This window comes from Virgibacillus ihumii (assembly GCF_902726655.1).
In the GTDB taxonomy this organism is placed as follows: domain Bacteria; phylum Bacillota; class Bacilli; order Bacillales; family Amphibacillaceae; genus Lentibacillus; species Lentibacillus ihumii.
The window spans coordinates 507358-528263 of record NZ_CACVAN010000001.1 but is presented as its reverse complement, the minus strand read 5'-3'; the positions used below and the strand labels follow the sequence as shown (position 1 = coordinate 528263).

Annotated in this window: 19 protein-coding genes and 1 other annotated feature; all 19 genes read right to left on the bottom strand. The window is 42.1% G+C overall.

What is annotated here, in order from left to right; all coding sequences use genetic code 11:
• Positions 1–82: 82 nt before the first annotated feature.
• Positions 83–991 (bottom strand): CPBP family intramembrane glutamic endopeptidase, encoded by a 909-nt coding sequence (locus HUX68_RS02595; RefSeq protein ID WP_174613192.1) that lies wholly within the window; start codon positions 989–991, stop codon positions 83–85.
• Positions 992–1437: 446 nt separating this feature from the next.
• On the bottom strand, positions 1438–1590 hold the full coding sequence (locus tag HUX68_RS02590) for a hypothetical protein (RefSeq protein WP_174613191.1): 153 nt from the start codon (positions 1588–1590) through the stop codon (positions 1438–1440).
• A 447-nt stretch (positions 1591–2037) separates the two neighbouring features.
• Entirely contained in the window at positions 2038–2439 is a 402-nt protein-coding gene (locus HUX68_RS02585; RefSeq protein WP_174613190.1) for a nuclear transport factor 2 family protein, read from the bottom strand.
• Positions 2440–2605: 166 nt separating this feature from the next.
• The gene (locus HUX68_RS02580) at positions 2606–4063 is read right to left on the bottom strand and encodes an aldehyde dehydrogenase family protein (protein WP_174613189.1); all 1458 of its coding nucleotides are present in this window, start codon (positions 4061–4063) and stop codon (positions 2606–2608) included.
• Between the two features lie 301 nt (positions 4064–4364).
• Positions 4365–4979 carry an orotate phosphoribosyltransferase gene (pyrE, locus tag HUX68_RS02575; RefSeq protein ID WP_174613188.1) on the bottom strand — a complete coding sequence of 205 codons (615 nt, stop codon included), beginning with the start codon at positions 4977–4979 and terminating at the stop codon, positions 4365–4367.
• Complete coding sequence (gene pyrF / locus HUX68_RS02570; RefSeq protein ID WP_174613187.1) at positions 4963–5685, bottom strand: orotidine-5'-phosphate decarboxylase; 723 nt, start codon at positions 5683–5685, stop codon at positions 4963–4965. Before pyrF ends, pyrE begins: the two co-directional genes overlap by 17 nt.
• Positions 5669–6589: a dihydroorotate dehydrogenase gene (locus HUX68_RS02565; protein ID WP_174613186.1), complete on the bottom strand. Its 921-nt coding sequence runs from the start codon at positions 6587–6589 to the stop codon at positions 5669–5671. The genes pyrF and HUX68_RS02565 overlap by 17 nt, the downstream gene beginning before the upstream one ends.
• Positions 6586–7341: a dihydroorotate dehydrogenase electron transfer subunit gene (locus HUX68_RS02560; protein ID WP_174613185.1), complete on the bottom strand. Its 756-nt coding sequence runs from the start codon at positions 7339–7341 to the stop codon at positions 6586–6588. The genes HUX68_RS02565 and HUX68_RS02560 overlap by 4 nt, the downstream gene beginning before the upstream one ends.
• Positions 7338–10538, bottom strand: a complete 3201-nt coding sequence (gene carB / locus HUX68_RS02555) for a carbamoyl-phosphate synthase large subunit (RefSeq protein ID WP_174613184.1) — start codon at positions 10536–10538, stop codon at positions 7338–7340. Before carB ends, HUX68_RS02560 begins: the two co-directional genes overlap by 4 nt.
• On the bottom strand, positions 10531–11631 hold the full coding sequence (locus HUX68_RS02550; RefSeq protein WP_174613183.1) for a carbamoyl phosphate synthase small subunit: 1101 nt from the start codon (positions 11629–11631) through the stop codon (positions 10531–10533). The genes carB and HUX68_RS02550 overlap by 8 nt, the downstream gene beginning before the upstream one ends.
• Positions 11624–12910, bottom strand: a complete 1287-nt coding sequence (locus tag HUX68_RS02545) for a dihydroorotase (RefSeq protein ID WP_174613182.1) — start codon at positions 12908–12910, stop codon at positions 11624–11626. The genes HUX68_RS02550 and HUX68_RS02545 overlap by 8 nt, the downstream gene beginning before the upstream one ends.
• Complete coding sequence (locus HUX68_RS02540) at positions 12885–13793, bottom strand: aspartate carbamoyltransferase catalytic subunit (protein ID WP_174613181.1); 909 nt, start codon at positions 13791–13793, stop codon at positions 12885–12887. The genes HUX68_RS02545 and HUX68_RS02540 overlap by 26 nt, the downstream gene beginning before the upstream one ends.
• A 143-nt stretch (positions 13794–13936) precedes the next feature.
• Positions 13937–14488: a bifunctional pyr operon transcriptional regulator/uracil phosphoribosyltransferase PyrR gene (gene pyrR, locus HUX68_RS02535; protein WP_174613180.1), complete on the bottom strand. Its 552-nt coding sequence runs from the start codon at positions 14486–14488 to the stop codon at positions 13937–13939.
• 162 nt (positions 14489–14650) lie between these two features.
• Complete coding sequence (locus HUX68_RS02530; RefSeq protein ID WP_174613179.1) at positions 14651–15562, bottom strand: RluA family pseudouridine synthase; 912 nt, start codon at positions 15560–15562, stop codon at positions 14651–14653.
• Positions 15559–16029, bottom strand: coding sequence for a signal peptidase II (gene lspA, locus HUX68_RS02525; protein WP_174613178.1), 471 nt, complete (start codon positions 16027–16029; stop codon positions 15559–15561). The genes HUX68_RS02530 and lspA overlap by 4 nt, the downstream gene beginning before the upstream one ends.
• Before the next feature lie 104 nt (positions 16030–16133).
• Complete coding sequence (gene ileS, locus HUX68_RS02520; protein ID WP_174613177.1) at positions 16134–18890, bottom strand: isoleucine--tRNA ligase; 2757 nt, start codon at positions 18888–18890, stop codon at positions 16134–16136.
• 93 nt (positions 18891–18983) lie between these two features.
• Positions 18984–19206, bottom strand: a binding site (T-box leader).
• Between the two features lie 49 nt (positions 19207–19255).
• Positions 19256–19762, bottom strand: coding sequence for a DivIVA domain-containing protein (locus tag HUX68_RS02515; RefSeq protein ID WP_174613176.1), 507 nt, complete (start codon positions 19760–19762; stop codon positions 19256–19258).
• Between the two features lie 86 nt (positions 19763–19848).
• A complete protein-coding gene (locus tag HUX68_RS02510) occupies positions 19849–20625 on the bottom strand; it encodes a YlmH family RNA-binding protein (RefSeq protein WP_174613175.1) in 777 nt (258 codons plus the stop codon).
• A gap of 3 nt (positions 20626–20628) precedes the next feature.
• Positions 20629–20904 carry a YggT family protein gene (locus tag HUX68_RS02505; protein ID WP_174613174.1) on the bottom strand — a complete coding sequence of 92 codons (276 nt, stop codon included), beginning with the start codon at positions 20902–20904 and terminating at the stop codon, positions 20629–20631.
• Positions 20905–20906: the final 2 nt, after the last annotated feature.

Below are 20906 nucleotides of genomic sequence, written 5' to 3'. Positions count from 1 at the left end.
CTATTTACCAATTACCCGATACAACATGTTAAAAAACACAGAAACATCGGATATTGTGAAAAACATTTATAATTTCAGGTGTTTAAGAAGCGGACTCCGAATGTGCAAAAGTCGCTTTGAAACTGTGGTTAATTGTTCTTCGTGTACAAACAAAAATAATCATGTTCACTGCCGACAAGACAATGAAACCGGCAAGTCCTGTCAAACCATTAAGCAATTCCGGATTTCCACCGGCTATAATCATTATGCCAAGTGAAGCACTGCCGTTGATGACTCCATGAAAAAATGCAGCAGAAAAGATGGACCGCGATTTAATGGTTACAAAAGACAAAATCGGTGACAGAAGCATACAGAACACTGTCATCATCAAGACACCTAAAACTGGAGTGCTTGGATAGTTATGACCCGCAAAAAGAGTGAGCGGCGCATGCCACGGCCCCCACATGAGTCCTATGAGCAAAGACGCTTTCCAAAAACCGAGTGATCGTAACTCCCTCAATAAAAATCCGCGCCAGCCGATTTCTTCTCCAAAGGCGAAAATGGCGTTGATGGTAATTCCACCAATAAAAGCCTGGCCGACAAGTAACCATAGCGGATGGAAGGGCAACATCTCAAATAAATCAGTCATTGCAGTCGCAGCAGTTGGATCAAGCATACTTATGTACGTTTCCATCCCCAAATCAAGTGTTGTACCCGGGAACAAAACAGCAACCAATGCGGTTAGCCCGACAAGCAATAATGGAAAGACAGCAGCGACCACCCACCACCAACTTGGCCGTCCCGTGAGCAATAACGGACGAGCGATCGTTTCCTTGTATATCAATTTTTGCACGATAAAAACAGCAATCAGCGGAAAAAACATATACCCTGTCATGAAAATGCTTAACAAAATTACATTATTTCCTAGTCCACTGAGAAAAAACAAACCCGCTATACCGAAACTTAATCCGTAAAGCCATAAAGCATAAGTAAGGATCTTTCTTTTATCCATTTGCAATCACCTCCACTCTGATCTGTTAACATGCAGCTTCAGCAATTCAATCCACGGAATAAACTAGAACTGAAACTTAAAGTTTCCCATCTCACTTTGCATCTTCTAAGATTCATATTCTCCGTGTCTAATATAAATGACGGTCACTATCCACAAGTTCAAGATTCTCAAAAAGTTTTGCCTTAATAAAAGTCATCCGTCTCATACAAACGCTGCTTTAACAACAAAAATTCTATTTAGCATCCCTTTTTACCTCCAATTAAACTTGATATAGCATAAACGTATCCTAACTTTATTCCTCCATTATTTACGTTTGCACACTCATAAGGTTTCAAATTTCTGAAAACAAATTTGATCACTTTTAACTTTCTTAACTTCCAAAAGAAAGGGCGCATTATTTTCCTGCGCCCGTTTTAACAATAAAACTCTAATAACTACTTAGATTATTACATATGAATACGTTGGTCACGTTTTCTTTTTGTTTCCTCAACGAGACGGTCAACCAAGAGACGATGTTCATAACGTCTGACAACTGTTTCCGGTTTCGGTTGGCGAACGGAAACTGTAACCGTCAAAATAAATAAGTGTACACGTAACATTCTGTTTTCACACCTTTCAAAAATACGATTCTTTCACGTCATTCCTGTCACAATCGTTTGCCAATAACGTTTAATTTCAGACTCCATCATTTGCACCTCCTATTTCCTTGTCTGTTAATATAAAAAAATGCCGCAAGTTGATCCTCGCGGCATTTTTATCCATAAATGGAATAATTTAACATAAAATACACATAAAAATACCGCATGGGTTCCAAACAAACCCCATGCGGTTGCATTTATGATTTCAATAAAATCAAAGAAGCTACACAGAGGCTTGAATGAACAAGAAAGAAAATATTTTGTTGTAATGTATGCATTGATGAATTGTAAAACATTTCATTCAGCCTCCTTTCATTAATAAACGTATAATCGGATTATACTTGGAAACAGTCCGCTTGTAAAGCCCATTTTAAAAATTATCAGTCAAGTCTGATGGATTCAGGATTATTAAACAGTTTTAATAACATATGAAGTGATTTCCTTGATTTTTGAATTTTTGCCAAAACCATTGAAGTTATACACATCGCAAAATGCGATTTTTTCCTTATTGGTTAAAAGTAAAGTCCCGTTTACTGATCCTGTGTTTCCATGCGTAATGATGTTCTGAATACATATTTGCTGAACTTCACGATTTTTCATTTGAATCAATGCGTTTTCAAAATCATCTTTTCCCCGAATCAGTTCTTTACCAACGATATTCCAAATCACATCATCTGTCATATAATCAATACAGAAATCTGTTTCATTTTTGACAAATGCGATACTAAATTCCTTAAGCAGTCTTTTTTTAGGAGAATTTCCACAATTCTCATCGCATTCTATCTTTATATTTCCGGAATAGGTATTCATGTTCCTACCGCACTCCTATTCATTATGCGACCTCCTTAGTGAATTCTATAATAAGTATAATTCGACAATGGAGGTCAATTTTCCTGCTGGAAAGTTGTTAATATTAAATAGTTTTGTTTATAATGTTTTATTATTCCTTTGTTTAATTTCTGGATTATAACGGCAGTTAATATGGAAATTGACGCTGACCGTAGTTGATTGAAATCCACTTCATAGTCGTAAATTCCTCTAAACTCCATTCCCCGTTCAGCCGGCCAAGACCCGATTGTTTTTCACCACCGAATGCGATAATCGGTTCGTCGTTAATAGTGATGTCATTGACGTGAATCATACCTGTATGAATCATTTTGGCCAATTGGACACCACGCTCACCGTCAGCTGTATGAACTGCACCACTCAGGCCGAATTTAGTGTTATTCGCTATCCGGACAGCCTCTTTGTCTGTTTCAAATGGTGTGACACCTACAACAGGACCAAACATTTCTTCCTGGGCGACAGCCATATCCGAAGTAACATCAGTCAAGATGGTTGGTTCCACCATATTACCGGAAATGTTACCTTTTAAAACAGGGGTTGCACCTTGTTCGATACCTTTTTCGATTATTGCTTTAAGTCTTTGAGCTGCATCTTCGTTGACTACAGGTCCAATTACTGTATCTGGGTCACGCGGGTCGCCAGTTTTTAAGGCAGCAATCTTCTTTTTATATTTGGCAATGAACTCGTCGTAAATAGATTGATGCACGATAATCCGATTAGCCGACATACAGATTTGTCCCTGATGTGTGAATCTGCTGAAAGCTGCTGCGTTAACTGCATAATCTATATCAGCGTCATCAAGAACGATGAAGGCGCTGTTACCGCCCAATTCGAGGAGTGGTTTCTTAAAATTTTTTACCGCCTGCTGGGCAATATGACGGCCTACCGTGGTTGACCCGGTGAATGAAATGATTCGTGGAATCGGATGCTCCACAAAACTGTCACCGATTTCGCTGATATCAGTAACTACCACATTGAACAATCCTTTTGGAACGCCTGCTTCTTCAAAAATCTTCGCAATAAGTGTGCCGCCGACAATTGGGGTCTCTTCATGCGCCTTCAGCACCACTCCATTTCCCGCGCCAATTGCCGGTCCAATCGATTTGACCGATAGAAAAAACGGAAAGTTGAATGGGCTGATTACACCAACGACACCTGCTGGCATACGGTACAGGCGGTTTTCTTTTCCATCTTCCATAGACGGTAAAATTTTGCCTTCCTTTTTCAGTGGAAACGTTGCTGCTTCTTTTAGCATATTCTTGACCAGACTGATTTCAAATGCTGCTTTTAAGTGGGTCCCACCCAATTCATCAATAATAATATTCGTAATATCCTCTTCATGCTCCTCAACATATGAAACAGCATTTTCGAGAATATCCCGCTGCTTGTATGGATTGATTTGATTCCATTCATCCATTCCCGCTTCCGCAGCCTGATAAGCCGCATCCACATCGTCTGTTGAAGCCATCTTGAATTCTGTAATCACCTCACCACTGTATGGATTTTTATCAGCCAATGTACGATTGCTTTTTCCATCACGCCATGTTCCTGCAATATACTGTTTGTTGATTAACTTAATATCCAACATAATATACCCTCCGAGATCAAATAAATTAGAGATGAAGCATAACTCTATCAAATTTTCCGTTGAAAGCTGCCATTCGATTTACTTACATAAGTACCTTTCCCTTTTGATGTTTTAATAATGCAGTTTACCATAAAAATTTCCGGATCGTCTCATAAAGTTCAGGCTAAACTTCTGCTCGTAAAAAATAACAGAACAAATCCATTAATAGATTCGTTCTGTTATTATCTATACATTACGCGATACACAATCGTATATCTTTTTAACCCAATAAGGAATCCAGTGTTCAATTAACTTGTCCCGGTTACAGTGAATTTTGCCATGCGCGCAATTCATTTAATTCATCATCATTAAATTCCCCGATTTCTTTCAATACAGCAAGCATCTCGTCATATGTTGTAATCGTTTGAAAATCAAGTTCTGCATCAGCAAATTTTTGTTTCGACTTTTCCAGTCCATACGTAAAAATTGCCAGCACACCGAGTACGTTCGCACCTTCTTCCTGAAGCGCCTTTGCGGAATCAATTGATGAGCCGCCTGTTGAAATGAGATCTTCAATGACAATGACATTTTGATCTTTTTCCAGCACCCCTTCAATCTGATTACCTTTTCCATGGCCTTTTGGTTTGGAGCGCACATACACCATCGGCAAATTTAATTCCTCCGCAAGCCATGCCGCATGTGGAATCCCGGCAGTGGCACAGCCGGCAATGACATCCGGTTTTTGTTCGAGTCCATCAACCATAAGTGCAAATGCTTTTGCAAGTTTTCGGCGTGTTTCAGGGTAGGACATGGTTAAACGGTTATCACAATAAATTGGTGATTTGATACCTGATGTCCAGGTGAAATATTCGTCTGTTCTAATCTGGACAGCTTTAATTTCCAAAAGTTCTTTTGCTATGTCACGACTTGACTCCATTTCCCCACTCCTTTTGAACCTTTTCGTACGCTGCTTTCGGATTTTCCGCTTGCGTAACCGTACGGCCAAGAACAAGTATATCTGCCCCGCTTTCTTTGGCGAAAGACGGTGTTGCTGGCCGTTTCTGGTCATTACTGGATGAGTCCGTTAACCTGATTCCAGGTGTAACGGTAAGAAAATCCTTCCCGCACATGCCCTTAATTTGTTCCACCTCATGGGCCGAGCAGACAACACCATCGGCACCATTGTCCGCTGCAAAACCTGCAAATTGGACAACGTTCTCCTGTAAGGTACCTTGCAGATTCATTTCGCTTTTTACTGCGGTTTCATCCATTGACGTCAGAATGGTTACTGCAATCAGCTTTGATTCATGATTCGTTGTCGTTCCCGAAACGAGTCCTTCCTTAGCGCGCTTAATCATTTCACTTCCGCCCAATGCATGAACATTGACCATATCAACTTCAAGCTTGGCGATATTTCGCATCGCCTTTTGAACCGTCGTTGGAATATCAAACAGTTTTAAATCAAGAAAAATATCATGGTTGTCTTCCTTTAACCGTTCAATCAGTTTCGGTCCCTCCCGGTAGAATAACTCCATACCGACCTTGACTGGTACACCGTTCAAATCGTGACGGGTAAGGAAGCTTCTGGATTCTTCCCAGGTCGGAAAGTCCAATGAAATATATGTTTTACCTTGCACTCTCATGCCCCTTTCCAGTAGCATCAGTTACCGATCGAAAACCATATTTTGCTAACACTCCAGGAAGTGCATCGATGATTTCCGGACATACGAGCGGATTTTGGAAGTTTGCCGTCCCTATTGCAACAGCATTGGCGCCTGCCAGTAAAAATTCCAATACATCATCAGCGGATTCTATACCACCCATACCGATAATCGGAATGGAGACATGCTGACTCACTTCGAAAATCATGCGGATGGCAACCGGTTTAATCGCGCCCCCGGACAACCCGCCGGTTTTATTGGCAAGCAGCGGTCTTTTACTTCCCGGATCAATCTGCATCCCGGTTAGTGTGTTAATCATGGAAAGACCGTCAGCCCCGGCCTCTTCAACAGCCTTTGCCATATCGACAATGTCTGCTATATTCGGTGACAGTTTGACATAGACTGGGAGATTGCTGGATTCTTTCACCTTCCTGGTTACATTGGCTGCCATCTCCGGATCAGTGCCAAACTGGATCCCGCCTTCTTTTACGTTAGGACAGGAAATATTCAATTCTAGCGCATTAACTGAGTTTGTTTTGTTAAAAGCTTCGGCAACTTTTTCATACTCCTCAAGTGTGCTCCCAGCAACATTTGCTATGAGTGGCACGTCGTATTCAGCCAAAAAAGGAACCTCGGTTTCAATTATTTTTTCAACACCAGGGTTTTGCAGACCGATTGCATTCAACATGCCTGATGGGGTTTCGGCAACCCGTGGTGTCTCATTCCCAAAACGTCTTTCACCAGTTGCTGCTTTCATGATGACTGCACCAAGCTTACTTAAATCATAGAATTCACTGTATTCCCTGCCAAATCCGAAACAGCCTGATGCCGGCATGATGGGATTTTTAAGGTGTAAACCTGGCAGATTAACGATTAAATCGGTCATATTATCACCTCGTTTGCCCCAAACACCGGGCCATCCTTACAAATTTTCCGGTAGCCGTCTTCATTGTCAGCAGGAATCACACAGGCGAAACACGCACCGACACCGCAACCCATCCGTTCCTCAAGTGAAATTGATCCGGGCTTTTCATGCAGTTTACCAGTAATCGCCCGCAGCATTGGAATTGGACCGCATGTGAAATAATAATCGTATGTCGATGTGTCAGGCAGCTGATCTGTAACGAATCCTTGTTGTCCATAGCTTCCATCGTCTGTCACTACAATGGTGCGGCCAATTTCCCGGAATTTATCCTCATAAAAAACATAATCCCTCGATTGAAAGCCGAGAACCGAAATAACTTCGATACCTCGTTGTTTTAGCTCAATTGCCAAGTTGTACAACGGTGGGACTCCAATTCCGCCACCAACAAGCAGTACAGATTTCAAGGTTGATGCATCATAATGGAATCCATTCCCTGACGGTCCAAGTGCACTGAGAGACATTCCTTCTTGATAGGTTGCCAGTCGGCTGGTGCCGTCACCAACCTTTTTAAACAAAATTGTAACTGTACGCTGTTCCCGATCGATGCTCGCGATTGAAATCGGTCTGCGCAGTGTGTGGCCATCCACACTGATATGCAGAAACTGCCCGGGTATGGCAGTTTCTGCAATATAAGAATTTTCCAGAGTCATTTCCACTGTATCTAAGGCAATTTGCTGAACATCCATAATGGTCGCAGTTACCTTCTTTTTCATGACAATACAGCCTTTTTGCTTGTCATCGGCTTAGCACTGAACGTTGTTGAATCTATTACATTGATAATTGCACTTGCTGTATCCAGGTTAGTTAAGCAAGCAATCCCATGTTCCACAGACTCCCGGCGGATCATGAAGCCGTCAGAACGCGGTTTTTTGCCGGATGTAAGTGTATTAACAACAAACTGCACATCGCCATTTTCGATAATGGATAATACATTCTTTTCCGGTGAACCGATTTTACCTACTGCTGTGACTGGTATTCCACTGTTTTCCATGTATGCCGCCGTTCCTTCTGTTGCATACAGCTGAAAACCAAGCTGGTGGAACCGTTCAGCTATTTCCACTGTCTCCACTTTATCCTTATCAGCGACCGTCAACAGGACTGCTCCTTCCTGCGGGACAGATAAGCCTGCAGCGACAAGCCCTTTATACAAAGCCTTCTCCAATGTTTTATCATGTCCGATTGCTTCACCGGTTGATTTCATTTCAGGTCCAAGAATCGTATCGACACTGCGCAGCTTTTCAAATGAAAATACCGGAACTTTTACAGAAACCGAGTCCGTTTCAGGCAAAATACCTGATTCATAACCCATCCCCGCAAGCGTTTCTCCTAAAATACATTTTGTTGCAAGATTGGCCATCGTAACACCGGTAATTTTACTTAGAAAAGGTATGGTCCGGCTTGCGCGCGGATTAACTTCCAGCACATAGACTTCATTGTCACATACGATAAATTGAATATTGATAAGCCCTTTTACATTCAGTTCGCGGGCAATCTTAACCGTATCTTCCATACACTTTTCTTTCACAGCGTTACTTAAGCGCTGTGGCGGGTATACCGCAATGGAGTCTCCGGAATGGACCCCTGAACGTTCGATATGTTCCATAATCCCCGGCACAATTACCGTTTCCCCATCACTGATGGCATCCACTTCGATCTCAATACCAGTAACATATTTATCTATCAAAATCGGATGTGCGCTGTCGGCACCATTTGTTTTCGCCAGATAAGCATTGAGTTCTTCCCTGTCATAAACAATTTCCATCCGGCTGCCGCCAATGACATAGGATGGGCGTACCAGCACCGGATATCCGATTCCTTCTGCAACCTCCACAGCCTGATCCAGATCCGTCACCGATTTACCTTTTGGCCGCATGATGGAAAGTTTATTCAAAAGGTGTTCAAACTTATCCCGGTCTTCTGCCTTGTCGATAGCTTCCATATCGGTACCCAAAATTTTGACACCGCGTCGTTCCAGCCCTTCAGCCAGGTTAATAGCCGTTTGACCACCAAACTGAACGATTACACCTTCAGGCTGTTCCAGATTAATAACATGCATAACATCTTCAAGTGTCAGCGGTTCAAAGTACAGTTTGTCTGAAATGCTGAAATCCGTCGATACAGTTTCCGGATTGTTGTTCATAATAATTGCTTCATATCCCATCTCTTTGATGGCCAAAACAGAATGAACCGTCGCATAATCGAATTCGATTCCTTGGCCGATACGAATTGGACCAGAGCCTAAAACGAGAATTTTTTTACGGTCTGAACGGATAGATTCATTTTCTTCCTCATAGCTGCTGTAAAAATAAGGTGTTTCCGATTCGAATTCAGCAGCACACGTATCCACCATTTTATACACAGGCTGGACGTTTTCTTTCATGCGAAATGCATAGACATCATCAACAGACATTTGCCACAGCCGGGCAATGTGTGTATCGGAGAAGCCTAGTTTCTTTGATTTCAGCAATACGTCATATGACTCTTTATTTAATGTCAGTTCTGTTTCCAAATCAACCAGCTGCTCTAACTTATACAGGAAAAACCGATCTATTTTAGTCAGCTGAAAAATTTCTTCTACTGACATACCTCGGCGGAATACTTCAGCTAACACGAATAACCGCTCATCATCCGCTCTTTGCAGTCTGGACTGAAGTTCTTCCAATGACAGATCAACAAGACTTGGAAGCCAAAGCTCCTCCGTACCGATATCCATCGAGCGAATACCTTTTAACAAGGACTCTTCAAAATTGCGCCCAATGGACATAATTTCACCAGTGGCTTTCATCTGTGTGCCCAAATATCGGTCACCGGTAACAAATTTATCAAACGGAAAACGCGGTATTTTGGAAACAACGTAATCAAGTGCTGGTTCAAAGCAAGCGTACGTGGTTCCGGTGATTGGATTAATAATTTCGTCAAGCGTCAATCCTATCGCAATTTTGGCTGCCATTTTGGCAATTGGATATCCGGTAGCTTTGGATGCCAGTGCCGATGATCTGCTGACACGCGGATTAACTTCGATGATGTAATAATTAAAACTGTTCGGATCAATTGCCAACTGAACATTACATCCACCTTCAATTTCCAGTTCCCGGATAATCTTGAGCGAAGCATTCCGCAGTAATTGATACTCACGATCGCTCAAAGTTTGGGATGGTGCCACCACAATCGAGTCACCAGTATGAATCCCCACCGGATCAACATTTTCCATATTACACACTACAATTGCCTGATCATTTTTATCCCGCATCACTTCATATTCGATTTCCTTAAAGCCGGCAATATTTTTTTCAATCAGACATTGATTGACAGGTGAGAGGGACAATCCATTTCTGGCTATCTCCCGTAGTTCCGTTTCGTCATAACACATGCCTCCACCGGTTCCGCCAAGTGTATATGCTGGTCTGACAATCACCGGATACCCGATTTCTCGGGCAAAACGGCATGCTTCATCAACTGTATTAACGATCTGACTGTCAGGTACTGGTTCACCCATTTCCTTCATCAGGGATCGGAACACATCTCTGTCTTCTGCCTTTTCAATTGCTTCGAGCGATGTACCGAGCAATTCCACTTTGTATTCTTCCAGGATACCGGTTTTATCCAAAGCCACTGCCATATTCAAGCCTGTTTGACCGCCAAGTGTCGGAAGAATAGCATCAGGCTGTTCTTTACGAATAATTTTGATAAGAAATTCAACCGTTAGCGGTTCCATATAAACTTTATCTGCAACTGTCTGATCCGTCATGATAGTTGCCGGATTGGAATTGGCCAATATTACGGTATATCCTTCCTCCCGCAGTGCCTGACATGCCTGTGTTCCTGAATAATCAAATTCTGCTGCCTGCCCAATGACAATTGGTCCTGACCCAATGACAAGGATTTTATGGAAGTTCGTATTTTTAGGCATTTACCCGCACCTCTTTCTCCATTTTCGATTCTCGGATTAACTGCATAAATTGATCGAATAAATGATTCGTGTCTTCCGGTCCCGGTGAGCTTTCCGGATGGTACTGCACCGAAAATGCCGGATATTTGCGATGTCTCAACCCTTCAACCGAGTTATCATTCAAGGCGATTTGTGTTAATTCAAGATCCGTATCCATGAGCGACTCCTGTGTAACGGCATAACTGTGATTCTGACTTGTGATCAGCGTTTTATTCGTAATCAAATCTTTTACGGGATGATTGCCGCCGCGATGGCCAAATTTCATCTTTTCCGTATTGGCTCCACTGGCCAATGCAAGCAGTTGATGACCAAGACAGATTCCGAATAACGGAATTTTGCCAACCACTTCTTTAATCATGTCGATTGATTCCGGAACATCTTTCGGATCCCCCGGACCATTGGTCAGCATGATTCCATCCGGCTTTAACCGCAAAATGTTTTCCGCACCGTAATTATATGGAACAACAGTGACATGACAATTCCGTTTCGTAAGATCCCTCAGGATTCCATGCTTCATGCCAAAGTCGACGAGCACAATCCGCTTTCCGCGTCCCGGAACAACGTATGGCTTAACTGCCGATGTATAACTTACCTGGTCTGTCCGAACAGGCAGCTCGTGCAATTTCGCAATCAATTCTGCTGCCGGTTCTTCTGCATCGGCAATCATTCCTTTCATTGTACCGTGTTTACGGATGATCTTCGTCAACTTCCGCGTGTCAATTCCGGCAATGCCGGGAATATTATTTGCTTTCAGATAGTCACTTAATGTTTCATCACTTCGGAAGTTTGACGGATTTTCACTTGCTTCTTTGACAACAAATCCGTTAATAAATGGTGTTACGGTTTCAAAATCATCCCGGTTAATCCCGTAATTACCTGCAAGCGGATAGGTCATGGTAACAATTTGCCCGCAATAGGACGGATCCGAAATGATTTCCTGATAGCCTGTCATCCCTGTATTAAAAACTACTTCACCTGACATCGTTGTGTCGCTTCCGAATCCATCGCCAATAAATTGTGTTCCATCTTCCAAAATCAGTTGTCGTTTATGCATGTGCATGTGAATCCTCCTTGTAGGCTATTTTTCCTTCTGCTATGGTAATTGTCGGAATCCCTTGTACAGTCCAATTGTGAAATGGCGTGTTCTTTCCTTTTGATGCAAACGTGTATTTATCCACGTCGATTTCGTTATTCAAATCAACGACAGTAATATCAGCAATCGCTCCTTCTTCCAGCTTACCGTATGGCAGGCTAAAGACTTCCGCCGGCTTTATCGTCAGCCAGTTAACCAATTGGTTCAAAGTGATCTTCCCTGTTTTTACAAGATTGGTATATAGAAGGGAAAAAGCCGTTTCCAATCCAACAATGCCAAATGGTGCTTTCCGGAACCCTTCTGCTTTCTCATCTTCTGCATGTGGTGCATGGTCTGTTGCAATAAAGTCAATAGTTCCATCGAGCAGACCTTCCATTAATGCCTGCTGATCTTCTTTGCTGCGCAACGGTGGATTCATTTTAAAATTTGCATCGTCTTCCGTTACTGCATGCTCATTTAACAGTAAATGGTGCGGGGTAACCTCAGCTGTCACACGAACCCCGGCTCTTTTTGCATCACGGATGACCCGGACAGATTCTTTGGTACTGACGTGACAGACATGATAATGACAATTGGCCGCCTCAGCCAGCAAAACATCCCTGGCAATCTGCACCGATTCACTTAATGAAGGAATCCCCGGAAAATCCATGCGTTCGCTGATTTCTCCCTGATGGACAACTCCTCCATACACAATTGAATTATCTTCACAGTGGGCAACGATTGGTTTTCCATGTTTCGCTGCTTCTTTCATCGCCTGCAGCATGAAGTCGGCAGTCTGAATTCCCACCCCATCATCGGTAAAGGCAAAGATTCCCGTTTTTGCAAGTTCTCCGATTGGTGTCCGTTCTTCACCTTTCAGTCCTTTCGTAATCGCTGCATATGGCAGTACCCGTACCGCTGCATCCTGCTTTATTGTTTCCAGCAGGTCGTTTACGGTATCCATATTATCGGGTACCGGATTGGTATTCGGCATGGCACATACCGTTGTAAACCCACCTTTTGCCGCGGCTTTAGTTCCCGTTTTAATCGTTTCTTTATGTTCACCACCCGGTTCACGAAGGTGAATGTGTACATCAATAAATCCCGGAAAAATGTACTTGCCTTCACAATCAATTGTCTCGTTTGCTTCCACTTTAATAGAAGGAGCAATTTGTTGTACTTTACCGTCGTTAATTAAAACATCACAGACTTCCTGCCGTTCATTTACAAGTCGTTTAGCATTTTTCAAGAGCAATTTCATGATACATTCCCCATTCCTTAACGAGTGTTTGGATGATTGCCATGCGGATATAGACTCCATTTTCCATTTGTTTAAAAATTCTTGAGCGGGGACATTCGACAAGACAAGAATCAATTTCGACACCCCTGTTAACCGGAGCGGGGTGTAAAATGATCGCATGGTCTTTCATCTTCCGTTCCCTTTCCGTTGTCAGACCATAATTCTCCAGGTATGAAACCGTATCACAGGAGTTTTGACCGTGGCGTTCGTGCTGAATTCTAAGCAGCATCAATACATCACATGTCTCGACAGCTTCATCGATTGAAATGTATGGAAAATCCAATGAAGAATCTTCAAACCCGGGCGCAGCAGCAAAGTATACCTTAGCACCAAGTGTTTGCAGTGCATAAGCATTGGAACGGGCAACCCTGCTGTGACTGATATCACCGGATATGACGACTTTCAATCCTGAAAATGTTCCGTATTCCTGGTAGATCGTCAGCAAATCAAGCATGCTTTGGGTGGGATGCTCTCCTTTTCCCGCACCTGCATTGATAACTGGCAGGGATAAGTCATTGGTAAGTTCTTTATACCAATCATCATCCTGATGACGGATCACCATCACATTAGCACCAATCGCCTCACAAGTCTTTGCGGTATCATACAACGATTCTCCCTTGACAACACTGGAAGTTTCCATTTGAAAATCGAGTGTTTCAATACCTAATTTCCGTTCGGCAACGATAAAACTCATTTTTGTTCGTGTGCTCGGTTCAAAAAACAAGTTAGCCGCAAAGAGCTGTCTGGGCAATTTTTGTACCCCTGTACGCATTCCTTCAGCTTTTTTTAGAATGGAAAACATCATCGTTTCTGAAAGATGTCTTGTCGATACAAAATGCCTCATCAATTCCACACTCCTCACAAATTTCTGTTGGTATCCATCTTTTCCCAAAAAAAAATCTCTTTGCAAAAGGCTGCAAAGAGATAGACGTGTAACATTTCATACACGTGTTTCCCGGGCAGCCTTTTGAATCTCTCTGGATTCACTTAAAGGCTCGGATATTTATTATCATATATACTTACTTCATCCTGCTCATCAGATTCATGCAGATGGACAACAATGACTTCTTTCTCAGATGTAGGGATATTTTTTCCTACATAGTCAGCCCGAATCGGCAATTCCCGGTGACCGCGGTCAACGAGTACACCCAACTGGATCCGTGAAGGTCTTCCCAGATCGATTACCGCATCCATGGCAGCTCGAACAGTTCTGCCTGTATACAGCACATCGTCAACCAGGATTACTTTCTTTCCGTCAAGCGCAACTTCGATGTTCGTATCTTTTAATTCCGGATCATCACTTTTGGTTTCCAGATCATCCCGGTACAGGGTGATATCCAATTCACCGATTGGAACGGTCATTCCTTCGATTCTGCTGATTTTTTCCTGCAGGCGTCTGGCAAGCGGAATCCCTCTTGTCTTGATACCGACAAGAATCAGGTTTTCCCCCCCCTTGTTTTTTTCGACGATTTCATGGGCAATCCTTGTCAAAGCCCTGTTCATCGCCGCGTCATCAAGCACGACAGTTTTCTTATTCACATGTAAAACCTCCATTAAAAAATCCCTTTTCTCCATGAGGAAAAAAGGGATTGGTATATACTTCTCGTACACACAACCATAACCGTTCCTTTTTAGCCTCACAGGACTATAATTAAAGGTCACTATTCATTTAGTTTATTATGACAAAATACTGCTGTACTGTCAATACATTTTTTCCAGCTGACCCAGCAATTGTTGAAAATATTCAGGAGCATCCACTTCAAAATGCATCCATTCGTTTGTATCTGGATGGGTGAATCCCAATGATTTTGCATGCAATGCCTGACCATCAATTTCCAATGTTTTTCGCGGACCATATTTCGGATCACCAGCCAATGGAAAATCGATATAGCGCATATGGACACGGATTTGATGAGTACGACCTGTTTCCAGTTGGCACTCAATGTGTGTGAAGTGAGCAAATCGCTTCAGGACACGAAAATGTGTTACAGCTGATTTGCCATTTTCAACAATACCCATCCGCTGACGTTGATTTGGATCTCTGCCAATTGGTGCATCAATCACGCCGGTTTCATGTTCAATTACACCATGAACAACTGCTTCATATTTCCGTTCCACATCTTTTGATGCCAACTGCTCAGCCAAACCGGAATGGGCAAGGTCACTTTTGGCGACAACAAGCAGACCGCTTGTATCCTTATCAATCCGATGAACAATTCCGGGCCGTTCCACACCATTGATGCCGGACAGATCATCACAATGATACAACAGTGCATTAACCAACGTACCGCTCTGATGTCCTGCCGATGGATGCACAACCATTCCTCTAGGTTTATTTACGACCAGAAGATGGCTGTCCTCGTACACAATGGACAATGGAATATTTTCCGGTGTCAGCTGCAATGGTACGGGTTCCGGAATTGTCCAGGTAACTTGATCGTTTAACCGGCATTTATAGTTACCTTTTACGTTTTGGCCGTTTACAAATACGAGACCATCTGCAATCCAGGATTGCACTTGTGAACGCGATGCATCCGTATTAATCTCTGCCAATAGTTTATCGACTCTCATTTTATTTTCTGATCCGGTGACAATATGCTGTTGTTCGGTCATGATTCTGATTTTCCTTTCTTCTTTTCATCGATAAATGTAGCAATCAACAGCAAAATAACCCCGATTACCAATGATGAATCCGCAATATTAAAAATAGGATAATCATAGCCGGCAATCACAAAATCCAGAAAATCGACTACTTCTTTCCGGAACAGACGATCAATAAAATTTCCAATCGCACCGCCAAGCACCAGACTGAGTGAAATTGCCAGCAGCTTATTATCTTTAGCATATTTTTGCATATAGTACACGATACCGATCACAACAATCACGGTAACGATATAGAAAAAAGTCATGTGACCTTCCAATATGCCCCATGCAGCACCGTTGTTCCGGTGCGATGTAAGGTAAAAGAAGTCTTCAATAACCGTTATCTGTTCGTATAATTCCATTTCCTTTACGACAATCCATTTTGTATACTGATCAATTCCAACAATTATTAATGCAATTATGTAGTACCAGATCATGTAGTATCCTCCGATTTCATTTGCTTCCCTTTGCATTTTACCACAAATGACAGAAAAACGCCCCTCCTGCTTTTAAAATACCAGCAAGAGGGAGCGTTATTCTTTTATGCTGTGTAATTTTCTTTAACAATCGATGCACAGCGTGTGCACAGTTCTGGATATTCGCTGTCTTCACCGACAGTTTCAGATGCGACCCAGCACCGTTCACATTTTTCACCGGCATGCTTCTCCACTGCAACTTTTACGTACCGGTACTCCTCAGCACTTGCAGCTTCCTCGGCAACTTCGGCACCGGAAACAATGAACAATTGATGAATATTTGAAATGCTGTTCAGCACCTCTTTCGTTTCATTGTCTTTTGGAACGATTATGATTGCAGCCTCAAGCGATTTGCCAATTACTTTCTCGTTTCGTGCATCCTCAAGTGCCTTAAGGACATCATCCCGGATTTTCATGAAATGATCCCATTTTTCCTGAGCATGTTCAAAGTTTACAATTTGTCTTGGCTCCGGAATATCCGTAAGCTGGACACTTTCTTCTTCGACTCCAGGAATATACTCCCACACTTCATCCGCCGTATGCGGGATGATTGGTGTAAGCAGTTTGACAAGCGTTGTCAGGATTTCATAGTAACCTGTCTGGATACTTCTGCGACGATGATTATTTTCTGCTTCAATATAAAGAATATCTTTGGCAAAGTCCAAATAGAAAGAACTTAAATCAACCGCACAGAAATTATGAATTTGTGAGTAAATCGGTGAATACTCATATTTATCATAGCTTTCCCTGACAGAAGCAAGCAAATTCTGCAGCCGATGCAACATATAGCGGTCAACTTCTTCCATATCCTTTTCGGGAACAGCATCTGTTTTTGGATCAAAGTCAGACAAATTTGCCAGCATAAAGCGGAATGTATTTCTGATTTTACGGTACGCCTCAGAAATCTGTTTCAGGATATCCTGTGAAATACGAACATCCGCCTGATAATCAACCGATGATACCCACAGTCTTAAAATATCAGCACCGAGTTGTTTTTGAATCTTGGCAGGATCCATTACATTTCCAACGGACTTACTCATTTTTCGGCCATCGCCATCCAAGGTAAATCCATGGCTTATAATTGCTTTATATGGTGCTTTACCAGTAACAGCAACCGCAGTGGATAGTGATGAATTAAACCAGCCGCGATACTGGTCACTGCCTTCCAAATAAACATCAGCAGGTCTTTGAAGCTCTTCCCGTCCTTCTAATACTGCCTCATGTGATGATCCGGAATCAAACCATACATCCATGATATCTGTTTCTTTTGTAAAATTGCCATTAGGGCTATGTTCCGATGTAAAACCTTCAGGCAGCAAATCTTTTGCTTCCCTTTCAAACCAGATATTTGAACCATATTCCGCGAAAAGTGCAGAAACATGCTCAATCGTTTCATTCGTAATAATCGGAGTATTATCTTCGCCATAAAAAACAGGAATTGGCACACCCCATGTACGCTGTCTGGAAATACACCAGTCTTCACGGTCCCGAACCATATTATACAATCGTGTTTCGCCCCATGCCGGGTACCAGTCAATACGTTTAATTTCCTCCAAAATCGTTTGACGGAAATCTTTGATGGATGCAAACCACTGTGACGTTGCCCGGAAAATAGTGGGCTTTTTCGTCCGCCAGTCATGTGGATAGGAGTGTGTAATAAAGCTCAGCTTCAGTAATGCTCCAACTTCCTCCAGCTTTTCCGTAATAGGTTTATTTGCTTTGTCATAAAATAACCCTTCAAATCCCGGTGCTTCACTGGTAAATACCCCTTTATAATCAACTGGGGACAGTGCGTCAATTCCATAGGATCTGGAGACATAAAAGTCATCCTCCCCATGTCCGGGTGCAGTATGAACACAGCCGGTACCTGCATCCGTTGTAACATGCTCACCTAGCATTACAAGTGAATCCCGGTCGTAAAATGGATGTTTTGTCATCACCCGGTCTGCTTCTTTCCCTTTAAACGTCTTTACAACTTGCGGATTATCCCATTCCAATTCCTCGGCTATTGTTTCAAGTAAATCATGTGCCACCACAAACCTCTCGTCATTGACAGCGACAACGACATACTCAAAATCAGGGTGAAGACTGATTCCGAGGTTGGCAGGAATGGTCCATGGCGTTGTGGTCCAGATAACCAGTTTATCTCCTTCATCCAACACACCGTTGCCGTCCGTAACATCAAAAGCCACGTAAATGGACGGTGAACGTTTATCATGATACTCAATTTCTGCTTCCGCCAGGGCGGATTCAGACGAAGGTGACCAATAGACAGGTTTAAGACCTTTATAAATATACCCCCGTTTCGCCATTTCACCAAAAACCTTAATTTGTGCTGCCTCATAATCTTTTGTCAGTGTGATATATGGATTATCCCACTCACCCCGCACACCAAGTTTTTTAAACTGTGTCCGTTGACTGTCAAGCTGTCCCATTGCATATTCTGCACATTTCTCACGGAAATCAGCGATACTCATTTCTTTACGTTTAATTTTTTTCTTTTTGGTCAATGCCGTTTCAATCGGCAGCCCATGGGTATCCCAGCCGGGAACATATGGTGCATGGTATCCTGCCATTGATTTATAGCGTGTAATAAAGTCCTTCAAAATTTTATTCAGCGCATGACCGATATGCAAATCTCCATTCGCGTACGGCGGTCCATCATGCAGTACAAACAAAGGGCGTCCTTTTGTCCGCTCCAGTCCTTTTTCATAAATATTTTCTTCTTCCCATTTTTCCTGCCGAACCGGTTCTTTATTCGGCAAATTACCGCGCATCGGAAAATCTGTTTTAGGCATTAATAATGTGTCTTTATACTCCACGGTTTATTTCCTCCTTATATTAAATCCATTAGAAATGTTTTTAAGTTAGTTGTAAATGGGGTGCGACCATTAAAAAAAGCCCTCAGCATCCCCAAAAGGGACGAGAAGACTCGCGGTACCACCCTTATAAATTCAAAATAATTATATTTTAAATTCACTCAAAGTCCGTAACGTGAACAATCCGTCCGTTCCTACTTCATTCAAAACAGATTACTCCAGGGTGATCTTCAGAATAAACAGCTGTACCGGGCTTCCACCTTATCCCGACTCGCTTAACAGTCACATAAATCCTTACTGTCCCTATCATCGTATTATTAATTATGATTGTAATGAATTATATGTAAAAATTCCTGTATCGTCAAGACTTAAGACTCTTTTTCCGCAGCCACCTCAAGTTCCTGGCTGAAATTCTCGTTAAATAACTCTTCCCAGTCATCCGTATCCACCAGTTCAAGCTGTGCTTCCACCAGCATTTTCAGACGGGTACGGAAAACTTTTGCCTGTTTTTTCAGCTCTTCCACATCCATGGAAATTCGGCGTGACTTATTCAACGCTTCATTTATGATCCGATCGGCATTTTTCTCAGCTTCTTTAATAATCAGTTTAGACTCTTTCGTTGCATTCCCTTTTAACTCTTCTGCTGTTTCCTGTGCAATCAAAATAGAATTATTAAGGGTTGTTTCAATGTTCGTAAAATGTCCCAGTTTTTCATTGAGCTGCTCCACTTTTTCCTGTAAATCCTTTTTTTCACGAATGGTCATTTCGTAGTCTTTGATCACCTGATCCAAAAATTCATTGACTTCATCTTCATCATATCCCCGAAACCCTCTGGTAAATTCTTTATTATGGATATCCAGTGGTGTTAATGGCACAAAAGCCACCTCCTTAAAAATACTAAAAATAACTGTCATAAGTTTTTATTCGACAAAAAGATATAAAATCCTGCTTAAGGGAAGAATTATTGCAAAACAGCGATGGAAATCTTCCAGTTATCTTTTTTCGTCCGGCCGTTAATGTGGTCCAGTCTGCTTCGTCCTTTGCCTCTCAGTGATATGAGATCACCCTCTTCAAGGGTGAACTTCGGATCGTCAACAATTTTAAAATTAACTTTAACCAACTGTTTTCCAATCATTTCAACCGCATCTTTTCTCGATATATTGTAAATCACCTTGACTACTGCATCAAGCCTCAGTGATGACACTGTCTTATCGGATATTTTCCAGTTTAAATTCTTTGAAATCAATGTGCTGAGCGGTTTTTCCTCGAGTCGGATTTTAGTCTTTTTAATGGACGTCAGATTTGTGATGATATAAGGAGCAATTTCATCAGCAGCGACTATCTGAATAATGCCTTCTCCAACTATAATTTCACCAAGCTTCTGGCGTTTAATTCCCTGGGATAAAAATGCCCCCATTACATCCCGATGTGTTACACTGACAAATTTTTGATGATAAGAAGCCTGGAGCAGTGAAAGCTGAAAGGATTCATCATCAATAATTTCGTACATTGGCGCAAGAATAACACGTTTTCTTTCAGCTGATTCATTTCCGCCCTGCTTGTACATTTTAATGTCTCCACCAGTTGTGCCGATTAGCATTTCAACAATCTGCTGCTCTCTAGGATCAAGGAAATCCGTCAATTTCACCTGATAAGAGCGTTCTACCTGTTCAATCCAGGACAACACCTTATCAATAAATGGCTGTTCTTCCTCCCTGAAATGCTGGTAAATCTCCATTTATTAAAACCAGCTGCCCAGCATATTAAACAGTACCGGCAACCCAAATGCTCGTGCAAAGTAGAGAACAAGAATTGCGACGATCGGAGAAATATCAATCATACCGATTGGCGGAATAATTTTACGAAATGGTTCCAAATAAGGCTCGGAAATTTTAGCAAAGAACTCACCAATTGACGACTCCCGAGCACCGGGGAACCAAGACATAAAAATATAAATAATTAAAGCATAACTGTAAAGCATCAGTGCAAGTTGTAATACACTATAGATTGAACTCATTA